Genomic DNA, 22,632 nt, shown 5'->3' with positions numbered 1-22,632 from the left:
TTTAACTTAATGTGATATACCTTTTAACTGAAAGAGAAATTAGTACATCATATTTAAAACTACTTAAAAATAAAAAACACATCATGCTCTAAAGCACAATGTGTTTTTATTTTACAACTACAAGATGTGGTCCATTTTGTTCTCTTTCTTTCATTACACCATTCTGTTGTTTCTCTTGTCGTTTCACGTGACTAGCAATATTAAGTAGTATTCCCATTGCAAGTAGATTAGCTATTAAAGAACTTCCACCATAACTAATAAACGGTAAAGGCACTCCAGTAAGCGGTATTAATCCAGACATACCACCAACATTAACAAAAGTTTGTACTCCTATTAAACTTGCAATTCCGATTGCAATTAAACTTCCAAAAGGATCGTTACATTTTTGAGCAATCCTGAATGAACGAATAATAATAAGTAGCAAGCAAATTAAAATAATAGCTACACCAATAAAACCTAATTCTTCAGATATAATAGCCATAATAAAATCTGTTTGAGGTTCTGGTAAATAACCATATTTTTGCACACTATTTCCTAATCCTCGACCATTTAGCCCTCCTGAAGCAATTCCAATAAAAGAATTTACTAATTGGAATCCATCATTCTGAGGATCATTGAATGGATCAAGAAAAACTGAAAAACGTGCCTTTTGATATCCACTTAATTTATAATTAGCCAAAAAATATAGAGCTGGAATCCATACTATAGAAGTTAAAACAATTCGTTTAATCCATAAATTAATCCTTACTCCTGAACAAAGAAACATAATCCCTACTGTTCCTGCAATTAACAAATCGGTACCTAAATCATTTTGCTTTAAAATTAAAAACATTGCCATTCCAACAAAACCAAGTGTAAGTCCCGACCCTTTAAAAACAGGTGTATTTGTTTCTTGTCTCCTTGCAAAAAAGCGAGCTAATATAATAATAATCGATAATTTAACAAATTCAGCGGGCTGTATACCTAATATCCAACCTTTTGCACCATTTATTTCCTTACCAAAAATCAAGGCTGCTGCTAGTAAAGCAATACTCCCTAGCCCCATCGCCGATAAAATTATTCGTTTTCTCCAAAACTTATAAGGTAACGAAGCTACAATTACTAACAATACCGTTCCAATAGCTAAAGTTATTAATTGTTTTTTAAAAAAGTAATTTGCCGGCCAGTTATGCCTCGAAATCGCAACAATGGAACTAGAACTATATACCATTATTACTCCCAGCACACATAAGATAACAAGAGGAAGTAATAATGAATAATCCATTGATTTCCATACTTTTTTCATTTCATTTCCTCTTTCTGTTTCAATTTAATTATTGTTGTATTCCATATGTACATTGATTCTTCCTGCTTTATTATACAAATAAAAAGCTCAAACTAATTTAGTTTGAGCCCCCTTATTTGAACCCGTTATTGTTGTTTGTTTGTAAATGCTTCATGAAGTGCAGATAACTCACGTTCGAGCTCACCTAACATTGCTTTCCCTTGTTCTTCTGCAATAAGACCAAGGCGAACCGCAAAATCGACCTCGCGGGATAGTCCAAACATTTGTGTGTCTAACACTTCTTCATATAATGGACATTGCGGCATTGTAAGATGGTCCATTTGCACCTTAATAAGTCTTAAAATCTTCTCTGCATCCGCTTGTAGAAGGGCTAGTGCCTTTTCCTGATGATTTGCTACTGTCTCAGACGCCAAATTGATTCCCTCCGTTTCCGTCCTACTCTCCTCTATCCTATCTATTAATATTAGCGATAGTTTTAATAAATTGCAATAGAAACATTTTTTGTGACAACAGTGTCTAATACTATTATACTGAAAAGTGGGAGTATAACACAAATGGGGGAACAACAATGAGCGAAATTTTATTTATTAACGGAAAAGTACGTTTTCCAATCACTATTGATCCAACTGTTTGGATCTTTGATGATCGAAAAGTAGATTTGACAACTTACTTTGATGAAACTAGAGAAAACACGTCTGAACTAGAAACTTATTTAAAAAACACTTCAGAACATTGGGATCGCGAAATCCGTGATGGTGCCGCTTTTCCTCCAATACAACAAAGTGTGAAGAAATATAAAAAAGAACAGCTGATTACTGGAACATTTGGTATACCATTTCATCCATTTCTTGCTAACGCTGAAATTTTAGAGGACGCTAGGCAAGTTGAAATTGAAACGGTAGATCATACAATGACACTTCCATTAGAAACTGTCAAAAATGCTATACTAGGCTTTTCAAAAGAAGGAAAACCATTAAAAGAAGACGGGCCTGTTCATCTCTATTTCAATGATGGATCTAATCAACAAAATCCAATCCGTAACATCCGTAAATTTACAATTATTTAAAGAAAAGGAGTGAGCTTAAGCTCACTCCTTTTTACAATAAATCTGCTGCTAGTTGAGCTAAATTAGATCGCTCCCCTTTAACAAACTTCACATGACCACTAATACGCTGTTCTTTAAACTTCTCTACAACATATGTTAAGCCATTATTATATTCATCTAAATATGGGTGATCAATTTGCTGAGGATCTCCCATCAATACAATCTTACTCTTTTCCCCTACCCTAGTTAATATCGTTTTCACTTCATGCTTTGTTAAATTTTGTGCTTCGTCAATGATAATGAACTGATCTGGAATACTTCTCCCGCGTATATAAGTAAGGGCTTCTACTTCAATCGAACCCATTCCAGCTAAAATAGCATCTAACTCTCCTGGCTTTTTCGTATTAAATAAATACTCTAGGTTATCAAAAATTGGCTGCATCCATGGTCTTAACTTTTCTTCTTTTTCTCCTGGTAAATAACCGATATCTTTTCCGACTGGAACAATTGGTCTTGCCACAAGTAATTTTTTATATAACCCTAAGTCTTCTGTTTGCATAAGTCCCGAAGCTAACGCAAGTAACGTTTTTCCTGTGCCGGCTTTCCCCGTTAACGTTACAAGCGGAATATCTTCACGAAGCAACAATTCTAATCCCATAATTTGCTGCACATTTCGTGGTCGTATCCCCCACACTTGTTCATTGTGAAAAATAAGTTTCTTTACCTTCTTACCTAAGTGATCCACAATGCCAAGAGCAGAACTAGAGCCCCCTAATGCATCTTTCATCACTACAAACTGATTTGGGTAAAAAGGATGATTCGCAATTTCAGATAGAGGCAATTCACCTTTCTCATAAAAATAATCCAATTGTTCTTTTGATATATATCCTTCTAAAAAGCCAGAATATATATTTTCTACTTCAATTACGCGATCACTTAAATAATCTTCAGCCTTCAAACCAATTGCATCAGCTTTTACCCTTACGAGCACATCTTTACTTACCAAAATAACAGACTTCCCGTCCTCTTTTTCCTGTTCTTCTAAAGATAGATTTTTTGCTACAGCTAAAATTCGATTATCATTTGTTTTTTCTACAAAAATATCTTGTAGTTGCACGAATGAACGATGGTTCAATTCAATACGAAATGTTCCGCCGTTTTCTAGCGGGATACTTTCATGCAGCTTTCCTATTTCACGAAATTTATCTATTAACTTAGATACATAACGAGCGTTTCGTCCTACTTCATCCATATAACGTTTTTTCGAATCAACCTCTTCTAATACAACTGCTGGAATCACTACTTCATTGGTTTCAAATGAAAAAATAGATAAAGGATCCTGCAAAAGTACATTCGTATCTAACACATAAATTTTATCCAACCTGTTACCCCCTGACTCCACTTTTAAATTTGTAGAACAAGGGTTTCATCCATACAATATGGACGAACCATTGTTATAATTATATGTACCGTGTAAACGAGGTAGAATCGAAAATCATAGTCATTAAACCTTTTATTTATTCTTTATTCATTTCTATTCAATATATTACTTTTTATTATAATTATTAACGTTAAATCACAATAACCGATTACAAAAGTGAATAAACGAATTTCCTATTTAGCATCTTTATAATTCTCTTATCCCTACTAACACTTCATTATCCAGCTTTTTCGCTGCCCGAAGATCATATGTTTTTTCATATGTTGGTTCAATTGCAAGTTTCGCTCCATAAAACATAACATCACGCACTTCTTGCACATTTACTTCTATTACAGTTAATTTTAGAGAAATACCTTCCATTCTATCTGTCAAAATTTCACCTGCACCACTTATAGAAAATACGGATTCATTCGCCATTATAGTCAATACCACACCTGTATTATGCCGTATATTTTCCACAATACGTGAACGTTGATCTACTGCAAATCGAATACTAGTTTTACTCACTGCATACACCCAAGAAATAGCACTTACGTTAGGAACTTGCTTTTCGAAATCTGTCGTTGCTATCATAACAATACACTCTTTACGCAACGTTTGTACTAAATCCTCTGTTAAGGTAGGCTCTACTACATTCGCCATATTTTCACCTCCAAACATACTTGGTATATCCTTATCATAACTTATTTTTTGAATTGCGAAAATATTATTTTTTCCCACTATTATTCAAAAACATTATACTTCCATGATATACTTATACTGATAGAATTCGTATTGAGGTGACGAAATGAGAGTCAAATGTATGATTTGTGATAAAAAAGATATGTTAGATGATGAAAATCCTATGGCAAAAAAACTGCGTAATCGCCCTATTCATACATATATGTGCATGGAATGTTCGGAACGAATTGCAGAGCGTACAATGGAACGTCATGCAAGTGGTAATTTTCGATTATATCGTGATAAAAAAATCGAAGATGATTGGTAAAATGTAAATAAGTCCTTACTCATATAGATAAGGACTTATTTATATTTTTCTGGTTCACGATTCATCTGATCCAAAAAACAATCAATGGCTTCTAACGGAAACCTTGCAGATTTCCGTTCTCCATTCATTTCATATGTAATTAAATACATTTCCTCGTTCTTTTCGACTTCAACATTTCTTAATTTATGTTCTTCATATATCATATTTTGAAATAACAAATATGTTTCTTTTGCAGCACTATCATCTGGGCGTGCTTCCGCAACTGTTTTAATTGTTAACCAATTATATAGTGCATCTTGTACTGAACGCATGAAAACTCCCCTTCCTTATCCTGCTTTTTGTTGTTTCGCTTGACGCAAACGCAATCTATAAATTCCAAGTACAATTGCCGCTACAACAAGTCCTTCTCCAACAGGTAAAAACACAGCAAAAAAGGTTAATACTGTGCATCCAATTGCTAATGATATGTATATCACAATATTTTTTAGTACAGACAACTTTCTAGCAAACCCTAAATTATAAACGAGAGCACTTAATATAATAATCGTCCCATAAAGTAACCACATTCCTAACTCTGGATTTTCATCTACCTTACACAATTTTGCAAAAAAAGACATCCTTTCTAACACACTCTTCCCCCCTAGCAGTAAAATGCAATTTTCTTTATACACTTAATACAAGAGTAACTCGCAAAAAAAATACTGTCCACAAAAATGAGTAAATATTCTAAAAAATAAACAAAATAAAAAAACAACGCCCTTTATAAAGGGCGTTGTTTTTTTATTTTTACGCTTCGACAGATTTCTTTTTCTTAGCAGCTCTTTCGCGCTCACTCTTATCAAGAATCTTTTTACGTAGACGAATTGATTCTGGAGTTACTTCACAGAACTCGTCATCGTTTAAGTACTCTAATGATTCTTCTAAAGTCATTAGGCGTGGTTTCTTCATTGTTGAAGTTTGATCTTTCGTCGCAGAACGAATGTTAGTTTGTTGTTTCATTTTCACAACGTTAACTGTTAAGTCATTCTCACGAGTGTGTTCTCCTACAATCATACCAGCATATACTTCTGTACCTGGTTCAACGAAGATTACACCACGGTCTTCAACTTGCATAATACCGTATTGTGATGCTTTTCCTGTTTCAAGTGAAACTAGAACACCTTGACGACGTCCACCAACTTGTCCAGCGTGTACTGGTTGGTAGCAATCGAATGTATGGTTTAAAATACCGTAACCACGAGTTAATGTTAAGAATTCTGTTGTGTAACCAATTAAACCACGTGCTGGAACCATGAAAGTAAGGCGAACTTGACCGTTTCCGTTATTCACCATATCTAACATTTCACCTTTACGTGCACCCATAGATTCCATAATAGAACCAGTGTATTCTTCAGGTACATCGATTTGTACACGCTCTACAGGCTCACATCTTACGCCATCAACTTCTTTAATGATTACTTCTGGCTTAGATACTTGTAATTCATAACCTTCACGACGCATGTTTTCAATTAAGATAGATAAATGTAGTTCCCCACGTCCAGATACGATCCACGCATCAGGAGAATCTGTATTATCTACACGTAAACTTACATCTGTTTCTAATTGTGAACGAAGACGCTCTTCAATTTTACGAGATGTAATGTATTTACCTTCACGACCTGCAAATGGGCTGTTATTTACAAGGAACGTCATTTGTAGTGTTGGCTCATCAATACGTAATAATGGTAACGCATCTTGATGTTCAACTGGACATACTGTTTCACCTACGTTAATGTCTTCCATACCAGAAACGGCTACTAAGTCCCCTGCTTTTGCTTCTTCAATTTCTTGACGTTTTAATCCCATGTAACCGAATAATTTCGTTACGCGGAATTGCTTCACACTTCCGTCTACTTTCATTAAAGCAACTTGTTGTCCAACCTTCATTGTACCGCGGAATACGCGACCAACTCCAATACGTCCAACGTAGTCGTTGTAATCAAGAAGTGCTACTTGGAATTGAAGTGGCTCTTCGCTGTTATCAATTGGTGCTGGAATATGTTCGATAATTGTATCGAATAATGATTTCATATTCTCTTCTTGATTTGCTGGGTTTGAATCTAAGCTTGCTGTTCCGTTCATTGCTGATGCAAATACAACTGGGAACTCTAATTGATCTTCGTTTGCACCAAGCTCAATGAATAAGTCGATTACTTCATCAACTACTTCATCTGGACGAGCGAAGTCACGGTCAATTTTGTTTACAACTACGATTGGAGTTAAGTTTTGCTCAAGAGCTTTCTTTAAAACAAATCGTGTTTGTGGCATACAACCTTCATATGCATCAACAACAAGTAAAACACCATCAACCATTTTCATGATACGTTCTACTTCTCCACCGAAGTCAGCGTGACCAGGTGTATCTAAAATGTTAATTCTTTTATCTTCATAGTGAATCGCTGTATTTTTCGCTAAAATTGTAATACCGCGTTCTCTTTCTAGATCATTTGAATCCATTGCGCGTTCTTCAACGTGTTCGTTCGCACGGAAAGTCCCCGCTTGACGTAATAACTGGTCAACAAGTGTTGTTTTACCATGGTCAACGTGGGCAATAATTGCTATATTACGTAAATCTTGTCGTTTTTTCAACATGTCCAACTCCTAATGTCTTTTTAATCCTTCTCTATTATAAGAGCGAAGGGGATACAATAGCAATTAAAATAAAAGCAAGAATGAAAATATAGTTGTATTCTTACTTTTGTGAAAGTAAAATGAGATTGGAGGGTGAAGAAATGGAACACATTCAATATCGCTTTTTATTAACTGCAATTATCGGTGTTATTTTCTTAATCGGTATCGGCATTATGATTGCTGAAAATAGTCCAATCGGTATTATTATTTGCATTATCGGCACATTTGTTACAGTTGGATACGGTTTTGTAACAAAAAGAAAAATGCGCAAATCACAATAACGCTAAAAAGTAAGAAGCTTATACACAGCCTCTTACTTTTTTTGTTGCTCTCATATAAACGATAACACTTCTTCATACACTCCTGGTTTTGCAACTAACACACTGCTCTTCTCTATGATAGAAAGTGGCGCTCCAGAGAATGTCGTCACCTTACCTCCAACTTCTTCTACAATTATCTTTCCTCCGCCAAAATCCCATGGTGATAATCTCGGCGTTACATATGCATCTATTCTTCCTGTTGCAACGTATACCATCTCTAACGCTGCACAGCCATATGATCTTGTGCCTCTTGCTTTCTTAACAAGTGCCATCATACTTTCCATATTAAGCAATGGATTATCTGTAAGCCATATCGCATTTAAAGCTACAATACCTTGCTCTACAGTTCCTTTTTTCAGTGTAGGAATTGATATATCATTACAAAAAGCTCCATATCCCTTGACTGCATGATATAGTTCATCATGCACTGGATCATATATAAGTCCAATCTTTCCGATACCGTTCTCATAAATCCCAATTGAAATCGCAAAATTTCTTTTTTGATGAACAAAGTTCATCGTGCCGTCAATTGGATCAATTAACCAAACAACCCCGTCAGAAGACGTTATCTCGTCTCCATAACCCTCTTCTCCTAAAATATTATGATTCGGGAATGTTTCTTTAATTTTCCCAATTAAAAACTGTTCTATCTCTCGGTCCATATTTGTAACTAAGTCAGCTGCATTTGATTTTGTTTCTATAATAAGTGCTTTTTTCATTGATGCCATTAAATGCTCTCCTGCATCCCGAATCCACCGTTTGGCGTGTGCATCAATGTCTTTCCATACTTCTTGCATGTTTAAACACTCCGATCTATACTGTTCACAGAAAAAACGAACCCTTTATAAGGTTCGCACCAACTAATTTTTTATACATATACTATTATTACGCTTCTAAACGAATCATTTCAAGTCTTAACACTTCTAACTTTTGTACACACTCTTCTTTTTTCTGTTTGTCATCTTCCATCATCGCATCATATAAAGTTGCTAATTCATAATCTAGCTCCAAACGTAGCACCGGTATTCTCTTTTCAGCATCTGTTCTCTTTAACGCATTAATCACCTGTCTCATATTATTTGCCTCCTCCCAATATTCGTCTGCCCTCGGACTATAATTGATTCAATTTTCTGATTTTTTGTTTTATACTATACTATGTTGGATAAATCATCTATGCAACAAAATTATATTTTTTTATTTAAATTTTTTTGTGCTGTTTTTTTTATGAATAGTACAAGCTATGCTAAAATAAAAGCAAAATAGGAGTTGGAGGAACAATCATGACAATACAAACATTCAAGTCAACTGATTTTGATGTCTTTACAGTTGATGGTCTCGAAGAACGAATGAGTGCAATTAAAACGAACATTCATCCTAAGCTAGAAGCTTTAGGGGAACAATTTGCAGAATACTTATCCAAACAAACTGATGAGAACTTTTTTTATCATGTTGCAAAACACGCACGCCGCAAAGTCAATCCACCAAACGATACTTGGGTTGCTTTTTCAACAAATAAACGAGGATATAAAATGCTACCGCATTTCCAAATCGGCTTATGGGGTACTCATGCCTTCATATACTTTGGTTTAATCTATGAGTGTCCACAAAAAGTTGAGACGGCTCATGCCTTCTTAGAACATTTAAATGATTTAAAAACAAATATTCCAAATGACTTCGTTTGGTCCATTGACCATACTAAACCAAGTGTGAAATTACATAAAACACTTGAAACCGAAGACTTACAAAAGATGATTGAACGATTAGCTACTGTAAAAAAAGCAGAATTATTAGTTGGTATTCATATATCACCAGAGGAGTTTTCAGCAATGACCAACGAACAATTCCTTGCTAAGATTGAATCTACGATGCAATCACTCCTTCCTTTATATGCACTGTGTAATCGATAGTAGAAAACGGACAATTTATATTGTCCGTTTTTAGTTGTTATCACATTATATCACTTCAGTTTTTATTTTTCAAAATATTTTTACATTTTTACGAGCTTTTGTTCTTCGACTTCTTTTGCCCTTTGAATAGCACGATATATAGAGTATCCACTTACTTCTTGAAATTCTTTATCAATTTTCTTTTCTTCTGCTTTCGATGGAACAATCTCTTTAAAACGACGATATAAACCCATTAACTCTTCTCTTATAATCCCTTTTTCATAAGCTTTCTCAATCGCTTCATAAAACTTAACAATTGTAACCATTTCCTCATTTGACCAATCATAATCTAACGGATATTGATATTCCATTTCGCACCTCATTTATCATTTCTTCTTGTTTCATTATGCTATCTTAAAGAGAATATTTTATTCTTCATTATAGCCACTCTGCATTATACACTATTTATTCATTTTAATGGAATTGTCTTCCTCTATTCATTAGTTGAGGCTAACTATTAAACATACTCACCTTAAAAACATTTTTTTCTATACATCTATAATTATTGGTGATATAATGCTTTTGTTTTATAGAAAATAAAGTGAAGCTACCATCTCAAAAACGATTTTTTGAATGGCAGAAAAACAAGCCTTATTCTAAAAAAGGCTACACTTTTTTAGAGCAGGATTATATAAAACAAATTACACTAAATATTATGAAGAAGAAGGGGTGTATAGATTGTCCCAATACGAAACACCATTGTTTACCGCTTTAGTTGAGCACAGTAAGCGAAATCCAATTCAATTCCATATTCCTGGTCATAAAAAAGGACAGGGCATGGATCCTACATTTCGCGAATTTATTGGGCATAATGCATTAGCAATTGATTTAATTAATATTGCGCCACTCGATGATTTACATCATCCAAAAGGTATGATTAAAGAAGCACAGGATTTAGCAGCCGCTGCATTCGGTGCAGATCATACTTTCTTTTCTATTCAAGGTACAAGTGGCGCTATTATGACAATGGTGATGAGCGTTTGCGGTCCTGGTGACAAAATCCTAGTACCACGAAACGTGCATAAATCAGTAATGTCAGCTATTATTTTCTCAGGTGCAAAACCGATTTTCATGCATCCTGAAATCGATCCGAAGCTCGGTATTTCTCATGGAATCACAATTCAATCTGTCAAAAAAGCACTTGAAGAGCACTCAGATGCAAAGGGCTTACTTGTTATTAACCCAACGTACTTTGGGTTTGCTGCAGACTTAGAACAGATTGTACAATTAGCACATTCTTATGACATCCCTGTACTAGTCGACGAGGCTCATGGTGTTCATATTCATTTTCACGATGAATTACCTATGTCAGCGATGCAAGCTGGTGCGGATATGGCAGCAACAAGTGTTCACAAATTAGGAGGCTCTTTAACTCAAAGTTCTATTCTTAATGTGAAAGAAGGCTTAGTGAATGTAAAGCATGTCCAATCTATTATTAGTATGCTTACAACTACATCAACTTCTTACATCTTGTTAGCATCCCTTGATGTTGCGAGAAAACGTCTTGCTACAGAAGGAACAGCACTCATAGAACAAACAATACAATTAGCTGAGCATGTTCGTGATGCTATAAATTCTATTGAGCATCTTTACTGTCCTGGAAAAGAAATGTTAGGTACAGATGCTACCTTTAACTATGATCCTACAAAGATAATTGTATCTGTAAAAGATTTAGGTATTACCGGCCACCAAGCTGAAGTATGGCTTAGAGAGCAATATAACATTGAAGTAGAACTCTCAGATCTATACAACATACTATGTCTTATCACTTTGGGAGATACAGAAAGTGATACAAATACACTTATTGCAGCTTTACACGATTTAGCAGCAACATTTAGAAATAGGGCAGATAAAGGTGTTCAAGTACAAGTAGAGATTCCAGAAATTCCAGTGCTAGCACTTTCTCCTCGAGATGCTTTTTATTCGGAAACAGAAGTCATCCCATTTGAAAATGCAGCGGGTCGTATTATAGCTGATTTTGTTATGGTTTATCCGCCAGGGATTCCAATCTTTACTCCGGGGGAAATTATTACACAAGAAAACTTAGAGTATATTCGGAAAAACTTAGAAGCAGGTTTACCTGTACAAGGTCCTGAAGATATGACATTACAAACATTACGTGTTATTAAAGAGTACAAGCCTATCAGTTGATAGGCTTTTTTTTCACCTTTTTTCCTTTTCTTCATACGATACTTAAGAATGTAACGTATAGGTGGGGATACTATTATGATTGTAATAGGCCGTTCTATTGTACATCCTTATATTACAAATGAATATGAGCCATTTGCAGCAGAGAAACAACAAATTTTATCAATAATGGCAGGAAATCAAGAAGTTTATTCCTTCCGAACAGCTGATGAACTCAGCTTTGATCTCAATTTACGAGTTAATATTATTATCTCTGCACTAGAGCTTTTTCAAAGTGGATTTCAGTTTCGCACATTTCAACAATCCTTTTGCAACCCCCAGTATTGGAAAAGAACATCCCTTGGAGGATTCGAGCTTCTTCCAAACATACCATCTTCTATTGCCATACAAGATATTTTTAAAAATGGAAAACTATATGGAACTGAATGCGCAACCGCTATGATCATTATTTTTTATAAAGCTTTACTATCATTGTATGAGGAAGAAACTTTCAATCGTCTATTTGCAAATCTTTTACTTTATACATGGGACTACGATCAAGATCTAAGGCTCATAACAAAAAACGGTGGCGATCTTGTTCCAGGTGACCTCGTTTACTTTAAAAACCCACAAGTGAATCCAGCTACGATTGAGTGGCAAGGAGAAAACACAATCTATTTAGGAAATTTCTTTTTTTACGGACATGGCGTGGGTGTAAAAACAAAAGAAGAAATTATTTATTCATTAAATGAACGAAGAGTCCCTTACGCTTTTATTTCAGCTTTCTTGACTGATACTATTACCCGTATCGATAGCCGTATAATGAGCCAATATGCTTCTTCTAGTACACCACATACATCCATAAGCTTTATTCCAATTAGAGATGATGCAATCGTTGCAACAGTTGGTCATACAACTACAATTTATTAAAAAAGCGCCTACACATGTAGGCGCTTTTTCTTATTATTAAGCTTTTGTATGTTCTTTATGGTCACATTCGCAATGAGATCCACATTTCCCGTATAGTACTGTTGATTTTTCATCTTCAAAATGTCCAATTGTTCCTTCACATACTTGGCATACGATTGTTCCCATTTTCATTTCCCCCTGAGTTTTAATAGTAATCTATTTATTTATCATTAAGCTTTCGCATTATCTTTTCTAGCACAGTCACAATTTGTTCCACATTTTCCGTAAAGTACCGTCGTTTTCTCATCTTCAAAATGTCCGATTGTTCCTTCACATACTTGGCATACGATTGTTCCCATTTTCATTTCCCCCTAAGTTTATGGTCCTAAAAACTTTTAGCTGTCCATTTCCTATCAATTATTGGGCTTTTGTATGCTCTGTGTGATCACATCCGCAAGATCCACATTTCCCGTAAAGTACCGTTACTTTCTCATCTTCGAAGTGTGCAATTGTACCTTCACAATCTTGACATACGATTGTTCCCATTTTTCATTTCCCCCTAAGTTTATAATCCCAAAAACTTTTTGTAACCGCTTAACTTTCTGTCTTTATTTTAATATGTTATACTTTTTACGTCAATAGGTTTTTAGTATAACACATTAAATATTTTTAATTTAAATTAGTATGCGATATTAAAATAAAAAACAGCCATATTTATAAGTACGACTGTTTCACATTAATTATTCTTCATATTCCGCATGTAAAGAAGTTGACGGAACTAGAAATTTGAAAAACTGAGCTAACTCCTTTGCTTCCTCTTCTGATCCTAATTTAAAAATCTCCTGTATATATTGAACATTCTCTACATCATCTCGTCCGAGTAAAGTAGACCTTCCTGTTTGCATACAAACAATGAGCGGCTTTCCAAAAAACATATTTGTATAAATAACACCAAAATCATAACGTGTATCATGTGTCATAAACCCTAAAAATCGTACCTTCACACTTTCATGCTCATCATACAATTTTTCAAACATCGGTTTCCACCTTTCTACATCACGTTTCATTAATAGTATATTAAACAAAACATGTAATACTCCTTTTAATTGTCAAAAAATTCAGTAGGATGTAGAATGATAGTATTCTACTAAGCTAGGGGGAACTTATATGCAACACGCCTTTATTACGCTTGTACCGAAATCCAACCAACAATCAGTTTCAATAGATGATATAAAACAACTTTTTCATTATTATAAAACAGTTACTTCTAAAACTGGTGCCCAAATTAATTACACGTATACAAATACCGCTTTTCCTTATGAAATTTTAGATACATCTACAACAACATTAAAACTTCAATCCACTCACGACCGGTATGACTCAATTTATATTGGTGTTGGTATAGAAAATGAACAATCTTTCATCCAAGTTTCTTTACCACCTAATGCAACATTTGGTGACAAAGGGAAAGCAAATGAATTTTGCCGTTTTTTAGCGAAGAAATTAGAAGGAGAGTTACAATTATTTAATGGAAGAACAATGTATTTTTATAAACGCTAATTTAAAAAATAGATAATATGATTAAAAATAATATACAATTCGAACATGTAAGAAATAAAGCTTGCTTTCTTACGTGCAATACAAAATATGCTATTACATAGGCTAAATATAGAAATACGAAAAAAAGAATAACTTTATAATGAAACTTATCACCATTCGATAATGTTAATACAGTGGAAAAGCCACTCCATAGTAGTAAATGATAAAATATAACATGTAATATTTTCATGGAACCTTCTCCTTTGACATGCTCTATTTTATTAATATATGGGGGTAAGTTTGAATCAATTACATATTATAGGATGATATATATTACCTTCGAAGTAAGTTAAGCCTGAATCATTTGTTAAAGTATTATATATTCATTCGACAAGTACGTTTAAAGACCTTGCAAGTCATTTGATGAAAATAAAAATAGCCCCTCTCTTACAATAAGAGAAGGGCTATTTACATTACTTAAATTATTTTACAATGTGAATTGGCATTCCAAGAGCAACTTCAGCTGCTTCCATTGTGATTTCACCTAATGTTGGGTGAGCATGGATTGTTTGAGCGATATCTTCAGCTGTCATTCCAGCTTCGATAGCTAAACCAATCTCAGAAATAATATCAGAAGCACCTGCACCTGCAACTTGAGCACCTACAAGAAGACCATCTTCTTTACGTGTTACAAGTTGTAGGAAACCGTCAGTGCTGTTTAATGATAATGCACGACCGTTAGCAGCGAATGGGAACTTAGATACAGTTACAGTCATTCCAGCTTCTTCAGCTTGTTTTTTAGTGTAACCAACAGATGCTAGTTCTGGATCAGTGAAGCATACTGCAGGAATTCCGATGTAATCGATAGCTGATGCATGGCCACTAATTGCTTCTACAGCTACTTTACCTTCGTAAGAAGCTTTGTGAGCTAATGGTGGTCCAGGAACGATATCACCGATTGCATAGATGTTTGGTACATTTGTACGACATTGCTCATCGATTTCGATGATGCCGCGGTCAGTCATTTTAACTCCAACTTGCTCAAGACCGATTTCTTGAGTGTTTGGACGACGACCTACAGTTACTAATACGTAATCTGCTTCTACAGTTTGGATTTCACCTTTAACTTCAAAGCTAACTTTTACGCCAGTTTCTGTTTCTTCAACGCCTTTAGCCATAGCTTTTGTATGGATATTTACGTTACCTTTTTTCTGTAGAGCACGTTTAACAACAGAGCTCATAGCTTTTTCGAAACCAGCTAAGATTTCGTCGCCAGCTTCTACTACAGTAACTTCTGTACCGAAGTTAGCATATGCAGTACCTAATTCCATACCGATGTAACCGCCGCCGATTACAACAAGTTTTTTAGGAATTTCAGGTAAGCTTAAAGCACCTGTAGAGTTGATAACACGTTTAGAGTATTTGAATCCTGGAATTTCGATTGGTGTAGAACCAGTTGCAAGAACAGCATTTTTAAACGTATAAGTTTGAGCTGCATCTTCAGTCATAACGCGTAATGTATTAGCATCTACGAAGTAAGCTTCACCGCGAATGATTTCAACTTTGTTACCTTTAAGAAGGCCTTCAACACCGCCAGTTAATTTCTTAACTACGCCGTTTTTCCATTCTTGAACTTTTGTAAAGTCAACTTTTACGTTTTCTGCAGTAATACCCATGTCATCAGAATGCATTGCATTCTCATAACGATGACCTGCATTGATTAACGCTTTTGAAGGAATACATCCAACGTTTAAGCATACGCCACCAAGGTTAGCTTTTTCAATGATTGCTACCTTTTGACCTAATTGTGCTGCACGAATTGCCGCAACGTATCCACCAGGACCTGCACCAACAACGACTGTATCTAATTCAATTGGGAAATCTCCTACTACCATTGTTATTACGCCTCCATTACTAATAATTGTGGGTCATTCAATAGACGTTTAATTTGGTTTAACGCTTTTTGAGCAGTTGCACCGTCAATTAAACGATGGTCAAAGCTTAGAGATAATGCTAATACTGGAGCTGCAACGATCTCACCGTTTTTCACAACTGGTTTTTCAGCGATACGGCCGATACCAAGGATTGCTACTTCTGGGTGGTTGATAACTGGAGTGAACCATTGTCCACCTGCAGAACCAATGTTTGTAATTGTGCAAGAAGCACCTTTCATTTCAGCTGGAGCTAGACGACCTTCACGTGCTTTACCAGCAAGATCATTGATCTCGTTAGAGATTGTGAAGATAGACTTACGATCTGTATCTTTAACAACTGGTACTAATAGACCTTTGTCTGTATCAGCTGCGATACCGATGTTGAAGTAATGTTTATGAACTACTTCTTGAGATGCATCGTCTAAAGAAGTGTTTAACATTGGGTATTCACGTAATGCAGATGTTAAAGCTTTAACAACGTACGGAAGGTAAGTTAATTTAATACCTTTGTCAGCTGCTACTGCTTTGAACTTCTTACGGTGAGCAACAAGTTCTGTTACATCTACTTCGTCCATTAATGTTACGTGAGGAGCTGTGTGTTTAGAGTTAACCATTGCTTTCGCAATCGCTTTACGGATACCACTCATTTTCTCACGAGTTTCTGGATATTCACCAGCTGGGATTGGTTGTGCTTTTGGTGCTTCTTCTTTCGCTGCTGCTGGAGTAGCTTCTACTGCTGCTGGAGCCTCAGTTGCTGCTACAGTTTGTCCACCATTTGCAAATGCATCGATGTCAGCTTTTACGATACGGCCATTCTTACCAGTACCAGCTACTTTATGAATGTCTACACCTTTTTCACGAGCGTATTTACGAACAGATGGCATAGCAATTACGCGCTCATTTACTACTTCTGCAGTTGCTGCTGGAGTAGCTTCCGCTGCTGGAGCTTCTACTGCTGCTTCTTCAGCTTTTGGAGCTTCATCATGATCGTCACCTTTAAATTTAAGGTTTTCGTATCCAGGAGCATCAAATTTAATTAATGTATCTCCTACGATTGCAACTGTTCCTTCTTCTACAAGTACTTCAAGTACTTTACCTTTAACAGGAGAAGGGATTTCTACTACTGCTTTATCATTTTGTACTTCAAGAAGTACATCGTCTTCGTTTACTTCATCGCCTGGTTTAATAAACCATTTTACGATTTCACCTTCGTGGATACCTTCACCGATATCTGGTAGTTTAAATTCAAATGCCACGGAATTCAGCCCCCTGATTCATTTCATTATTATGGAATATGTACAAAAGAAGCCAGCATGTGCTGATTTCTTTTGCACATGAAAAGCTAAAAATTAGAAGTTCATTACTTTGTTTACAGCTTCAACAATATCTTTGTGGTTTGGTAACCATACGCTCTCTGCTTGAGAGAATGGGAATACTGTATCAGCAGCTGCAACACGTACAACTGGAGCTTCTAAGTTTAAGATTGCACGGTCGTTAATTTCCGCTACAACGTTAGCTGCAATACCAGCTTGTTTTTGAGCTTCTTGAACTACAACTACGCGACCTGTTTTTTCAACAGAAGCGATGATTGTTTCGATATCTAATGGTTGAACTGTACGTAAGTCAACAACCTCTAAAGAGATACCTTCTTTTTCAAGTTCTTCAGCAGCTTTTAATGCAGCGTGAACCATAGCACCGTAAGCGATAACAGATACATCTGTACCTTCACGTTTGATATCAGCTTTACCTAAATCAATTGTGTAATCACCTTCTGGTACCTCTTGACGGAATGAACGGTACAATTTCATATGCTCTAAGTAGATAACTGGATCGTTGTCACGAATCGCAGAGATTAAAAGACCTTTAGCATCGTATGGAGTAGATGGAATAACAACTTTTAGACCAGGTTGTTGAGCCACTAATCCTTCTAAGCTATCAGCATGTAGTTCAGGAGTATGAACACCACCACCGAATGGAGAACGAACTGTTACTGGAGCAGTCCAACGTCCACCAGAACGGTAACGCATACGAGCTAATTGACCAGAAATTGAATCCATTACTTCATAAACGAAACCGAAGAATTGGATTTCTGGAACTGGACGGAATCCTTCAAGTGCAAGACCAACTGCAAGTCCACCAATACCAGACTCTGCAAGTGGAGTATCCATTACACGATCTTCACCAAATTCAGCTTGTAAACCTTCAGTAGCACGGAATACACCGCCGTTTACACCAACGTCTTCACCAAATACAAGTACGTTAGGGTCATTTTTCATTTCAACGCGTAAAGCATCAGTGATTGCTTGAATCATTGTCATTTGAGCCATGGCTTACTTCGACTCCTTTTCTTTGTAGATTTCATATTGTTCAGCTAAGTTGTAAGGCATTTTTTCGTACATGATTTCCATTAAATCAGTTACTTTTTGTTTTGGAGCTTGGTCAGCCTTAGCAATTGCTTGTTTGATATCTTCTTTTGCTTCTTCGATTACTGTCTCTTCAACTTCTTGAGACCATAGGCCTTTAGCTTCTAAGAACTTACGGAAGCGTACGATTGGGTCTTTTTGTTCCCATTCGTTTTCGATATCTTTTGTACGGTAACGAGTTGGGTCATCACCAGCCATTGTATGTGGACCGTAACGGAATGTTAAAGTCTCGATTAAAGTAGGGCCTTCGCCATTTACTGCGCGCTCACGAGCAAAAGCAGTTGCTGCGTATACAGCTAATGGATCCATACCGTCTACTTGAATTCCGTAAATACCTGCTGCTACTGCTTTTTGTGCTACAGTTTTAGCTGCAGATTGCTTTTCTACTGGAGTAGAGATTGCATAACGGTTGTTTTGAACAACGAAGATTGCTGGAGCTTTGAATGCACCTGCAAAGTTCATACCTTCGTAGAAGTCACCTTGTGAAGCACCACCGTCACCAGTGTAAGTAATTGCAACAGATTTTTTACCACGTAGTTTCATACCTAACGCAACACCAGCAGTTTGGATGATTTGCGCACCGATAATAATCTGTGGAGCTAATGCATTTACATTCTCAGGCATTTGGTTACCCATGAAGTGTCCACGAGAGAATAAGAATGCTTGGTATAATGGTAATCCGTGCCATACTAATTGTGGTACATCACGGTATCCTGGTAAGATGAAGTCTTCTGCTTCAAGTGCGAAATGACTTGCTAATTGAGAAGCTTCTTGTCCAGCTGTAGGTGCGTAGAAACCTAAACGTCCTTGACGGTTTAAAGAAATAGAACGTTGATCTAATACGCGAGTATACACCATACGACGCATTAATTCTTTTAATTGATCATCAGATAATTCAGGCATAGCTGCTTCATTCACAACTTCACCGTTTTCATTTAAAATTTGTAATGTTTCAAATTGAGCTGCGATAGCTTTCATTTGCTCATCAACATTAAATAGGGTCTTTTTTGTTTTAGTACCCATTCCGTTCACCTCTTCCTCTCTTGAACCATATTCTGAAACGCTTTCACTGGCTATTTTCCAGTTTAAAAAGCGCAACGATGTAAACCAACATGTTTGTATGTCGGTTGAGAATAATTTTGTGTACCTAACAATCTGTACTAATGTTTTTTCAGAAACATATTAATACAATCTTGATCACGTTTTTTAGTTTACAACTATTCTAATTACGATGTCAATTACTTTGAATACGTTTTTTTATAAATAATATGCAGGTTTCTACTACACAAACGTGTTTTTATTTTTTACATCTGTATTAGTAAGCATTGACCTACTGTTATATTATTCCCTTTTTCACTTATTTTTTCTCTTAGAATAATATGTAAACGATTTAATTCTCTTTAGTTTTTCTCTCTTCGTAACAAAAATATACAAACTACTCTTCCTTTTTTAGGTAAATACCTATACATTTCTACCCTCTCTTCCATACATTATAGTAACCGCAGTATTAGCGGGAAATGATAAAGGAGGTCATCTCATGTACGGATACTCATATTGCTATCCAACTTGTTCATATCCTTCCTACGGTTATGGCGGTTCTTGTGGCGGGTCTGGACGCGGCTTCGCCTTAATCGTTGTGTTGTTTATTCTTTTAATTATCGTTGGTGCTGCTTGCATTCGCTAATGTAAAACGAAACAACTATGGAAAGAAAAAGACGGCTTTGCTGTCTTTTTCTTTTTATCACATACATAACTACTCTATAATAGAACAATTTCCAAAATGCCTTCCCTTTCTTGCCGATGACTTTTTCCATCTCCTTTGGTAGACTAAAGAGGAAAGGAGAGATTACATATGCTTACAATGAAAGATGTTATTCGCGAAGGAGATCCTATTTTGCGCAACGTTGCAGAAGAGGTGTCATTACCGGCAAGCGAAGAAGATACAACTACCTTAAAAGAAATGATTGAATTCGTAATAAATAGCCAAGATCCTGAAATGGCTGAAAAATATAGTTTACGCCCTGGAATCGGATTAGCGGCTCCGCAAATCGGTGTTTCAAAAAAAATGATTGCAGTTCATGTAACCGATGCGGATGGTACATTATATAGCCATGCATTATTCAATCCAAAAATCATTAGCCATTCTGTTGAACGTACATATTTACAGGGTGGTGAAGGCTGTCTGTCTGTAGACCGCGAAGTACCTGGTTATGTTCCTCGTTATACAAGAATTACAGTAAAAGCAACTTCTATTAACGGAGAAGAAGTAAAATTACGTTTAAAAGGTTTACCAGCAATCGTATTCCAACACGAGATTGATCATTTAAATGGCGTTATGTTCTATGACCATATCAATAAAGAAAATCCTTTTGCCGCTCCTGATGATTCCAAACCTCTAGAGCGATAATAATAAAAAGGCGGAAGTTAATCTTCCGCCTTTTTATTATGAAATGGGTTCCATATTCACTTATAGCAATCCAGCCCACTTTAGTCCATGATATATACCGTCTTCATTAACATCCTTTGTCACATGATTTGCAAGTTTTTTCAAGTCTTCATGGCCATTTCCCATCACAATACCTGTGCCAACGGCTTCGATCATTTCTAAATCATTTAAGCCATCTCCAAATGCATACACTTGATCACGATTAAAACCTAACTTTTCAATGTATTTCTCAATTCCTTTTGCCTTAGAACCACCATTCGGAATGATATCCATTGAATATGCATGCCAACGAATAAAATGAAAATCTGGATAATGATTAATAAACTTTTCCTCTTCATTTACTTCACAAAAAAGTAGTGTTTGATAAATATTACATTCCTCATAAAAATTAGGCTCATATGCTGGATGCTCAAAGTTTAAGCTTCCAAAGCCTTCTTTCACATAATCATGATATTCCACTGATGCTCTCATATCTTGATGGTCAAGATATACAAGTGGATATCCTTCTTGTTTTGCAAACTGAGTAAACCTATGTAAAGCATCTGGATGTAACGGATTATTAAATATTACCTCATCTTCAAAGACAACATATTGTCCATTAAAACTAACATAATTATGTATATTAAGTTCCCTGCGAATATCTTCGAACATAAATGGCGCGCGCCCTGTCGCAATTGCTACATGTACACCTTTTTCTTGTAACTGTTTTACTGCATCTCGTGTAGATTGCGGAATTTTTTTATCATGATCTAATAATGTTCCATCAATATCAAAAAAGACAATTTTATCATTCATTTGTCAAAATCCTTTCTGGGACTCTATATTCCTATTTTGAATATCACTTTTCAAATTCTAAAAAAAAGTATAACATATTAAACATCTGTGAAGAAAGCGTTCCCTTTCTGACCTTATTTGTAAACTTTGCATATATATATTAGTAAAACATGTAGATACTTGTTCGGATGAATTTTCTTTTCCATTCTTCCTCATACTATACCTATAACTAACGGCTACTGATCGTTACTATAGAATAACTTTCACTGTATGGGAAAGGACAAGATTCACCATTCACTTTTGTCCTATCTCTTATATCAGAGATAGAGTTTTCACTAGTAATAGGCATGTTTAAAATAAGGAAAGGAAGGAGTAATCATGCTGAAGAAGCTGAAGAAAAAGCTCAAGCGTTATTTAAACGGTCTAGTCCGTAAAAAGACAATCGCTTAAATTGTGCCCATTTCGGGCTTTTTCTTCATTCTCATTCGAAAAAACATGAAAATCGTGACTGTTTGCTTTATAATAAGTAACAGATAATGCAAAACATAGACAAGGAGAGGTTTTCCAAATGATTTTTAAAGTATTTTATCAAGAAAAATTAACTGAGGTTCCAGTACGTGAAAATACAAAAGTTTTATATTTAGAGGCTACGTCTGAAAAGGATGTTCGTACAAAGTTAAATAAGTTCGCATATAATATCGAGTTTGTTCAGTCTGTTACTGGCGCTCATCTTGAATATGAAAAAGAAAACGCTGATTTAACATTAGCGGAAATCGTATAGCGAT

The 22,632-nt window shown here is 35.7% G+C and carries 30 protein-coding genes; 10 read left to right on the top strand and 20 right to left on the bottom strand.

The window, feature by feature from the left end; translation table 11 throughout:
* Positions 1-106: 106 nt before the first annotated feature.
* Together B9A45_RS09670 and B9A45_RS09665 are read right to left on the bottom strand one after the other, a co-directional pair.
* Positions 107-1,285, bottom strand: coding sequence for an FtsW/RodA/SpoVE family cell cycle protein (locus B9A45_RS09670; protein ID WP_000758413.1), 1,179 nt, complete (start codon positions 1,283-1,285; stop codon positions 107-109).
* Positions 1,286-1,410: 125 nt separating this feature from the next.
* Positions 1,411-1,698, bottom strand: a complete 288-nt coding sequence (locus B9A45_RS09665) for an Fpa/YlaN family protein (RefSeq protein WP_000135694.1) — start codon at positions 1,696-1,698, stop codon at positions 1,411-1,413.
* 155 nt (positions 1,699-1,853) lie between these two features.
* On the opposite strand from B9A45_RS09665, the gene B9A45_RS09660 reads away from it, so the two are divergent.
* Complete coding sequence (locus tag B9A45_RS09660; RefSeq protein ID WP_001289807.1) at positions 1,854-2,351, top strand: molybdopterin-binding protein; 498 nt, start codon at positions 1,854-1,856, stop codon at positions 2,349-2,351.
* A 31-nt stretch (positions 2,352-2,382) separates the two neighbouring features.
* Here B9A45_RS09660 and B9A45_RS09655 read toward each other — a convergent pair whose 3' ends face one another.
* Both B9A45_RS09655 and B9A45_RS09650 read right to left on the bottom strand, forming a co-directional pair.
* A complete protein-coding gene (locus B9A45_RS09655; RefSeq protein WP_000358083.1) occupies positions 2,383-3,711 on the bottom strand; it encodes a PhoH family protein in 1,329 nt (442 codons plus the stop codon).
* Between the two features lie 246 nt (positions 3,712-3,957).
* On the bottom strand, positions 3,958-4,413 hold the full coding sequence (locus B9A45_RS09650) for a pyridoxamine 5'-phosphate oxidase family protein (protein ID WP_000024597.1): 456 nt from the start codon (positions 4,411-4,413) through the stop codon (positions 3,958-3,960).
* Between the two features lie 145 nt (positions 4,414-4,558).
* Between B9A45_RS09650 and B9A45_RS09645 the strand changes: the two genes are divergently transcribed.
* Entirely contained in the window at positions 4,559-4,759 is a 201-nt protein-coding gene (locus tag B9A45_RS09645; RefSeq protein WP_002082250.1) for a YlaI family protein, read from the top strand.
* 35 nt (positions 4,760-4,794) lie between these two features.
* On the opposite strand, the gene B9A45_RS09640 is transcribed toward B9A45_RS09645, so the two are convergent.
* The 3 genes from B9A45_RS09640 to typA form a co-directional block, all read right to left on the bottom strand.
* Positions 4,795-5,070, bottom strand: coding sequence for a hypothetical protein (locus B9A45_RS09640; protein ID WP_001258147.1), 276 nt, complete (start codon positions 5,068-5,070; stop codon positions 4,795-4,797).
* Between the two features lie 15 nt (positions 5,071-5,085).
* Positions 5,086-5,388, bottom strand: coding sequence for a YlaH-like family protein (locus tag B9A45_RS09635; protein WP_000893662.1), 303 nt, complete (start codon positions 5,386-5,388; stop codon positions 5,086-5,088).
* A 157-nt stretch (positions 5,389-5,545) separates the two neighbouring features.
* Positions 5,546-7,390, bottom strand: a complete 1,845-nt coding sequence (typA, locus tag B9A45_RS09630; RefSeq protein ID WP_000914762.1) for a translational GTPase TypA — start codon at positions 7,388-7,390, stop codon at positions 5,546-5,548.
* A gap of 140 nt (positions 7,391-7,530) precedes the next feature.
* Here typA and B9A45_RS09625 point away from each other — a divergent pair, with 140 nt between their 5' ends.
* Positions 7,531-7,710, top strand: a complete 180-nt coding sequence (locus B9A45_RS09625) for a DUF5325 family protein (RefSeq protein ID WP_000400127.1) — start codon at positions 7,531-7,533, stop codon at positions 7,708-7,710.
* Between the two features lie 50 nt (positions 7,711-7,760).
* Here B9A45_RS09625 and B9A45_RS09620 read toward each other — a convergent pair whose 3' ends face one another.
* Both B9A45_RS09620 and B9A45_RS09615 read right to left on the bottom strand, forming a co-directional pair.
* A complete protein-coding gene (locus tag B9A45_RS09620; RefSeq protein WP_001158705.1) occupies positions 7,761-8,546 on the bottom strand; it encodes an inositol monophosphatase family protein in 786 nt (261 codons plus the stop codon).
* An 88-nt stretch (positions 8,547-8,634) separates the two neighbouring features.
* On the bottom strand, positions 8,635-8,823 hold the full coding sequence (locus tag B9A45_RS09615) for a hypothetical protein (RefSeq protein WP_001250164.1): 189 nt from the start codon (positions 8,821-8,823) through the stop codon (positions 8,635-8,637).
* A gap of 206 nt (positions 8,824-9,029) precedes the next feature.
* Between B9A45_RS09615 and B9A45_RS09610 the strand changes: the two genes are divergently transcribed.
* Positions 9,030-9,656 carry a YktB family protein gene (locus B9A45_RS09610; protein ID WP_000155317.1) on the top strand — a complete coding sequence of 209 codons (627 nt, stop codon included), beginning with the start codon at positions 9,030-9,032 and terminating at the stop codon, positions 9,654-9,656.
* An 80-nt stretch (positions 9,657-9,736) separates the two neighbouring features.
* On the opposite strand, the gene B9A45_RS09605 is transcribed toward B9A45_RS09610, so the two are convergent.
* Positions 9,737-10,006 (bottom strand): UPF0223 family protein, encoded by a 270-nt coding sequence (locus tag B9A45_RS09605; protein WP_000456552.1) that lies wholly within the window; start codon positions 10,004-10,006, stop codon positions 9,737-9,739.
* A gap of 367 nt (positions 10,007-10,373) precedes the next feature.
* Here B9A45_RS09605 and speA point away from each other — a divergent pair, with 367 nt between their 5' ends.
* Both speA and B9A45_RS09595 read left to right on the top strand, forming a co-directional pair.
* Positions 10,374-11,846, top strand: a complete 1,473-nt coding sequence (gene speA, locus B9A45_RS09600) for an arginine decarboxylase (protein WP_000084898.1) — start codon at positions 10,374-10,376, stop codon at positions 11,844-11,846.
* A 75-nt stretch (positions 11,847-11,921) separates the two neighbouring features.
* Positions 11,922-12,752, top strand: coding sequence for a protein-glutamine gamma-glutamyltransferase (locus B9A45_RS09595; RefSeq protein WP_000635340.1), 831 nt, complete (start codon positions 11,922-11,924; stop codon positions 12,750-12,752).
* A gap of 36 nt (positions 12,753-12,788) precedes the next feature.
* Here B9A45_RS09595 and B9A45_RS09590 read toward each other — a convergent pair whose 3' ends face one another.
* The 4 genes from B9A45_RS09590 to B9A45_RS09575 all read right to left on the bottom strand — a co-directional run bounded on the left by B9A45_RS09590 (position 12,789) and on the right by B9A45_RS09575 (position 13,768).
* Positions 12,789-12,917, bottom strand: a complete 129-nt coding sequence (locus B9A45_RS09590) for a GapA-binding peptide SR1P (RefSeq protein ID WP_000536796.1) — start codon at positions 12,915-12,917, stop codon at positions 12,789-12,791.
* Between the two features lie 44 nt (positions 12,918-12,961).
* A complete protein-coding gene (locus tag B9A45_RS09585) occupies positions 12,962-13,090 on the bottom strand; it encodes a GapA-binding peptide SR1P (protein WP_000536803.1) in 129 nt (42 codons plus the stop codon).
* Positions 13,091-13,148: 58 nt separating this feature from the next.
* The gene (locus B9A45_RS09580) at positions 13,149-13,277 is read right to left on the bottom strand and encodes a GapA-binding peptide SR1P (protein ID WP_000536778.1); all 129 of its coding nucleotides are present in this window, start codon (positions 13,275-13,277) and stop codon (positions 13,149-13,151) included.
* Positions 13,278-13,471: 194 nt separating this feature from the next.
* Complete coding sequence (locus B9A45_RS09575; RefSeq protein WP_000462038.1) at positions 13,472-13,768, bottom strand: DUF3055 domain-containing protein; 297 nt, start codon at positions 13,766-13,768, stop codon at positions 13,472-13,474.
* A gap of 130 nt (positions 13,769-13,898) precedes the next feature.
* Here B9A45_RS09575 and B9A45_RS09570 point away from each other — a divergent pair, with 130 nt between their 5' ends.
* Positions 13,899-14,291 (top strand): DUF1885 family protein, encoded by a 393-nt coding sequence (locus B9A45_RS09570; protein WP_001163302.1) that lies wholly within the window; start codon positions 13,899-13,901, stop codon positions 14,289-14,291.
* A 1-nt stretch (position 14,292) separates the two neighbouring features.
* Here B9A45_RS09570 and B9A45_RS09565 read toward each other — a convergent pair whose 3' ends face one another.
* The 5 genes from B9A45_RS09565 to pdhA form a co-directional block, all read right to left on the bottom strand.
* Positions 14,293-14,520, bottom strand: coding sequence for a hypothetical protein (locus B9A45_RS09565; RefSeq protein ID WP_000697469.1), 228 nt, complete (start codon positions 14,518-14,520; stop codon positions 14,293-14,295).
* Between the two features lie 232 nt (positions 14,521-14,752).
* Entirely contained in the window at positions 14,753-16,165 is a 1,413-nt protein-coding gene (gene lpdA, locus B9A45_RS09560) for a dihydrolipoyl dehydrogenase (RefSeq protein WP_000260104.1), read from the bottom strand.
* A gap of 5 nt (positions 16,166-16,170) precedes the next feature.
* Positions 16,171-17,460 (bottom strand): pyruvate dehydrogenase complex dihydrolipoyllysine-residue acetyltransferase, encoded by a 1,290-nt coding sequence (gene pdhC, locus B9A45_RS09555; protein WP_000863419.1) that lies wholly within the window; start codon positions 17,458-17,460, stop codon positions 16,171-16,173.
* A gap of 93 nt (positions 17,461-17,553) precedes the next feature.
* Positions 17,554-18,531, bottom strand: coding sequence for a pyruvate dehydrogenase complex E1 component subunit beta (pdhB, locus tag B9A45_RS09550; RefSeq protein WP_000068168.1), 978 nt, complete (start codon positions 18,529-18,531; stop codon positions 17,554-17,556).
* Positions 18,532-18,534: 3 nt separating this feature from the next.
* A complete protein-coding gene (gene pdhA / locus B9A45_RS09545; protein WP_000536895.1) occupies positions 18,535-19,650 on the bottom strand; it encodes a pyruvate dehydrogenase E1 component subunit alpha in 1,116 nt (371 codons plus the stop codon).
* A 514-nt stretch (positions 19,651-20,164) separates the two neighbouring features.
* Here pdhA and B9A45_RS09540 point away from each other — a divergent pair.
* Together B9A45_RS09540 and def are read left to right on the top strand one after the other, a co-directional pair.
* Positions 20,165-20,311 carry a YjcZ family sporulation protein gene (locus tag B9A45_RS09540; protein ID WP_000274562.1) on the top strand — a complete coding sequence of 49 codons (147 nt, stop codon included), beginning with the start codon at positions 20,165-20,167 and terminating at the stop codon, positions 20,309-20,311.
* A 168-nt stretch (positions 20,312-20,479) separates the two neighbouring features.
* Complete coding sequence (gene def, locus B9A45_RS09535; RefSeq protein WP_000957048.1) at positions 20,480-21,034, top strand: peptide deformylase; 555 nt, start codon at positions 20,480-20,482, stop codon at positions 21,032-21,034.
* A 60-nt stretch (positions 21,035-21,094) separates the two neighbouring features.
* Here def and B9A45_RS09530 read toward each other — a convergent pair whose 3' ends face one another.
* Positions 21,095-21,868, bottom strand: a complete 774-nt coding sequence (locus B9A45_RS09530; RefSeq protein WP_084064008.1) for a Cof-type HAD-IIB family hydrolase — start codon at positions 21,866-21,868, stop codon at positions 21,095-21,097.
* Positions 21,869-22,415: 547 nt separating this feature from the next.
* Between B9A45_RS09530 and B9A45_RS09520 the strand changes: the two genes are divergently transcribed.
* The gene (locus tag B9A45_RS09520; RefSeq protein WP_000576435.1) at positions 22,416-22,628 is read left to right on the top strand and encodes a DNA-dependent RNA polymerase subunit epsilon; all 213 of its coding nucleotides are present in this window, start codon (positions 22,416-22,418) and stop codon (positions 22,626-22,628) included.
* The last annotated feature ends 4 nt before the right edge of the window (positions 22,629-22,632 follow it).

It is taken from the genome of Bacillus sp. JKS001846, assembly GCF_900176455.1.
Taxonomy (GTDB): Bacteria; Bacillota; Bacilli; order Bacillales; family Bacillaceae_G; genus Bacillus_A; species Bacillus_A cereus.
The sequence above is the reverse complement of the archived record's forward strand: the minus strand, read 5'-3'. Positions and strand labels throughout refer to the sequence as shown.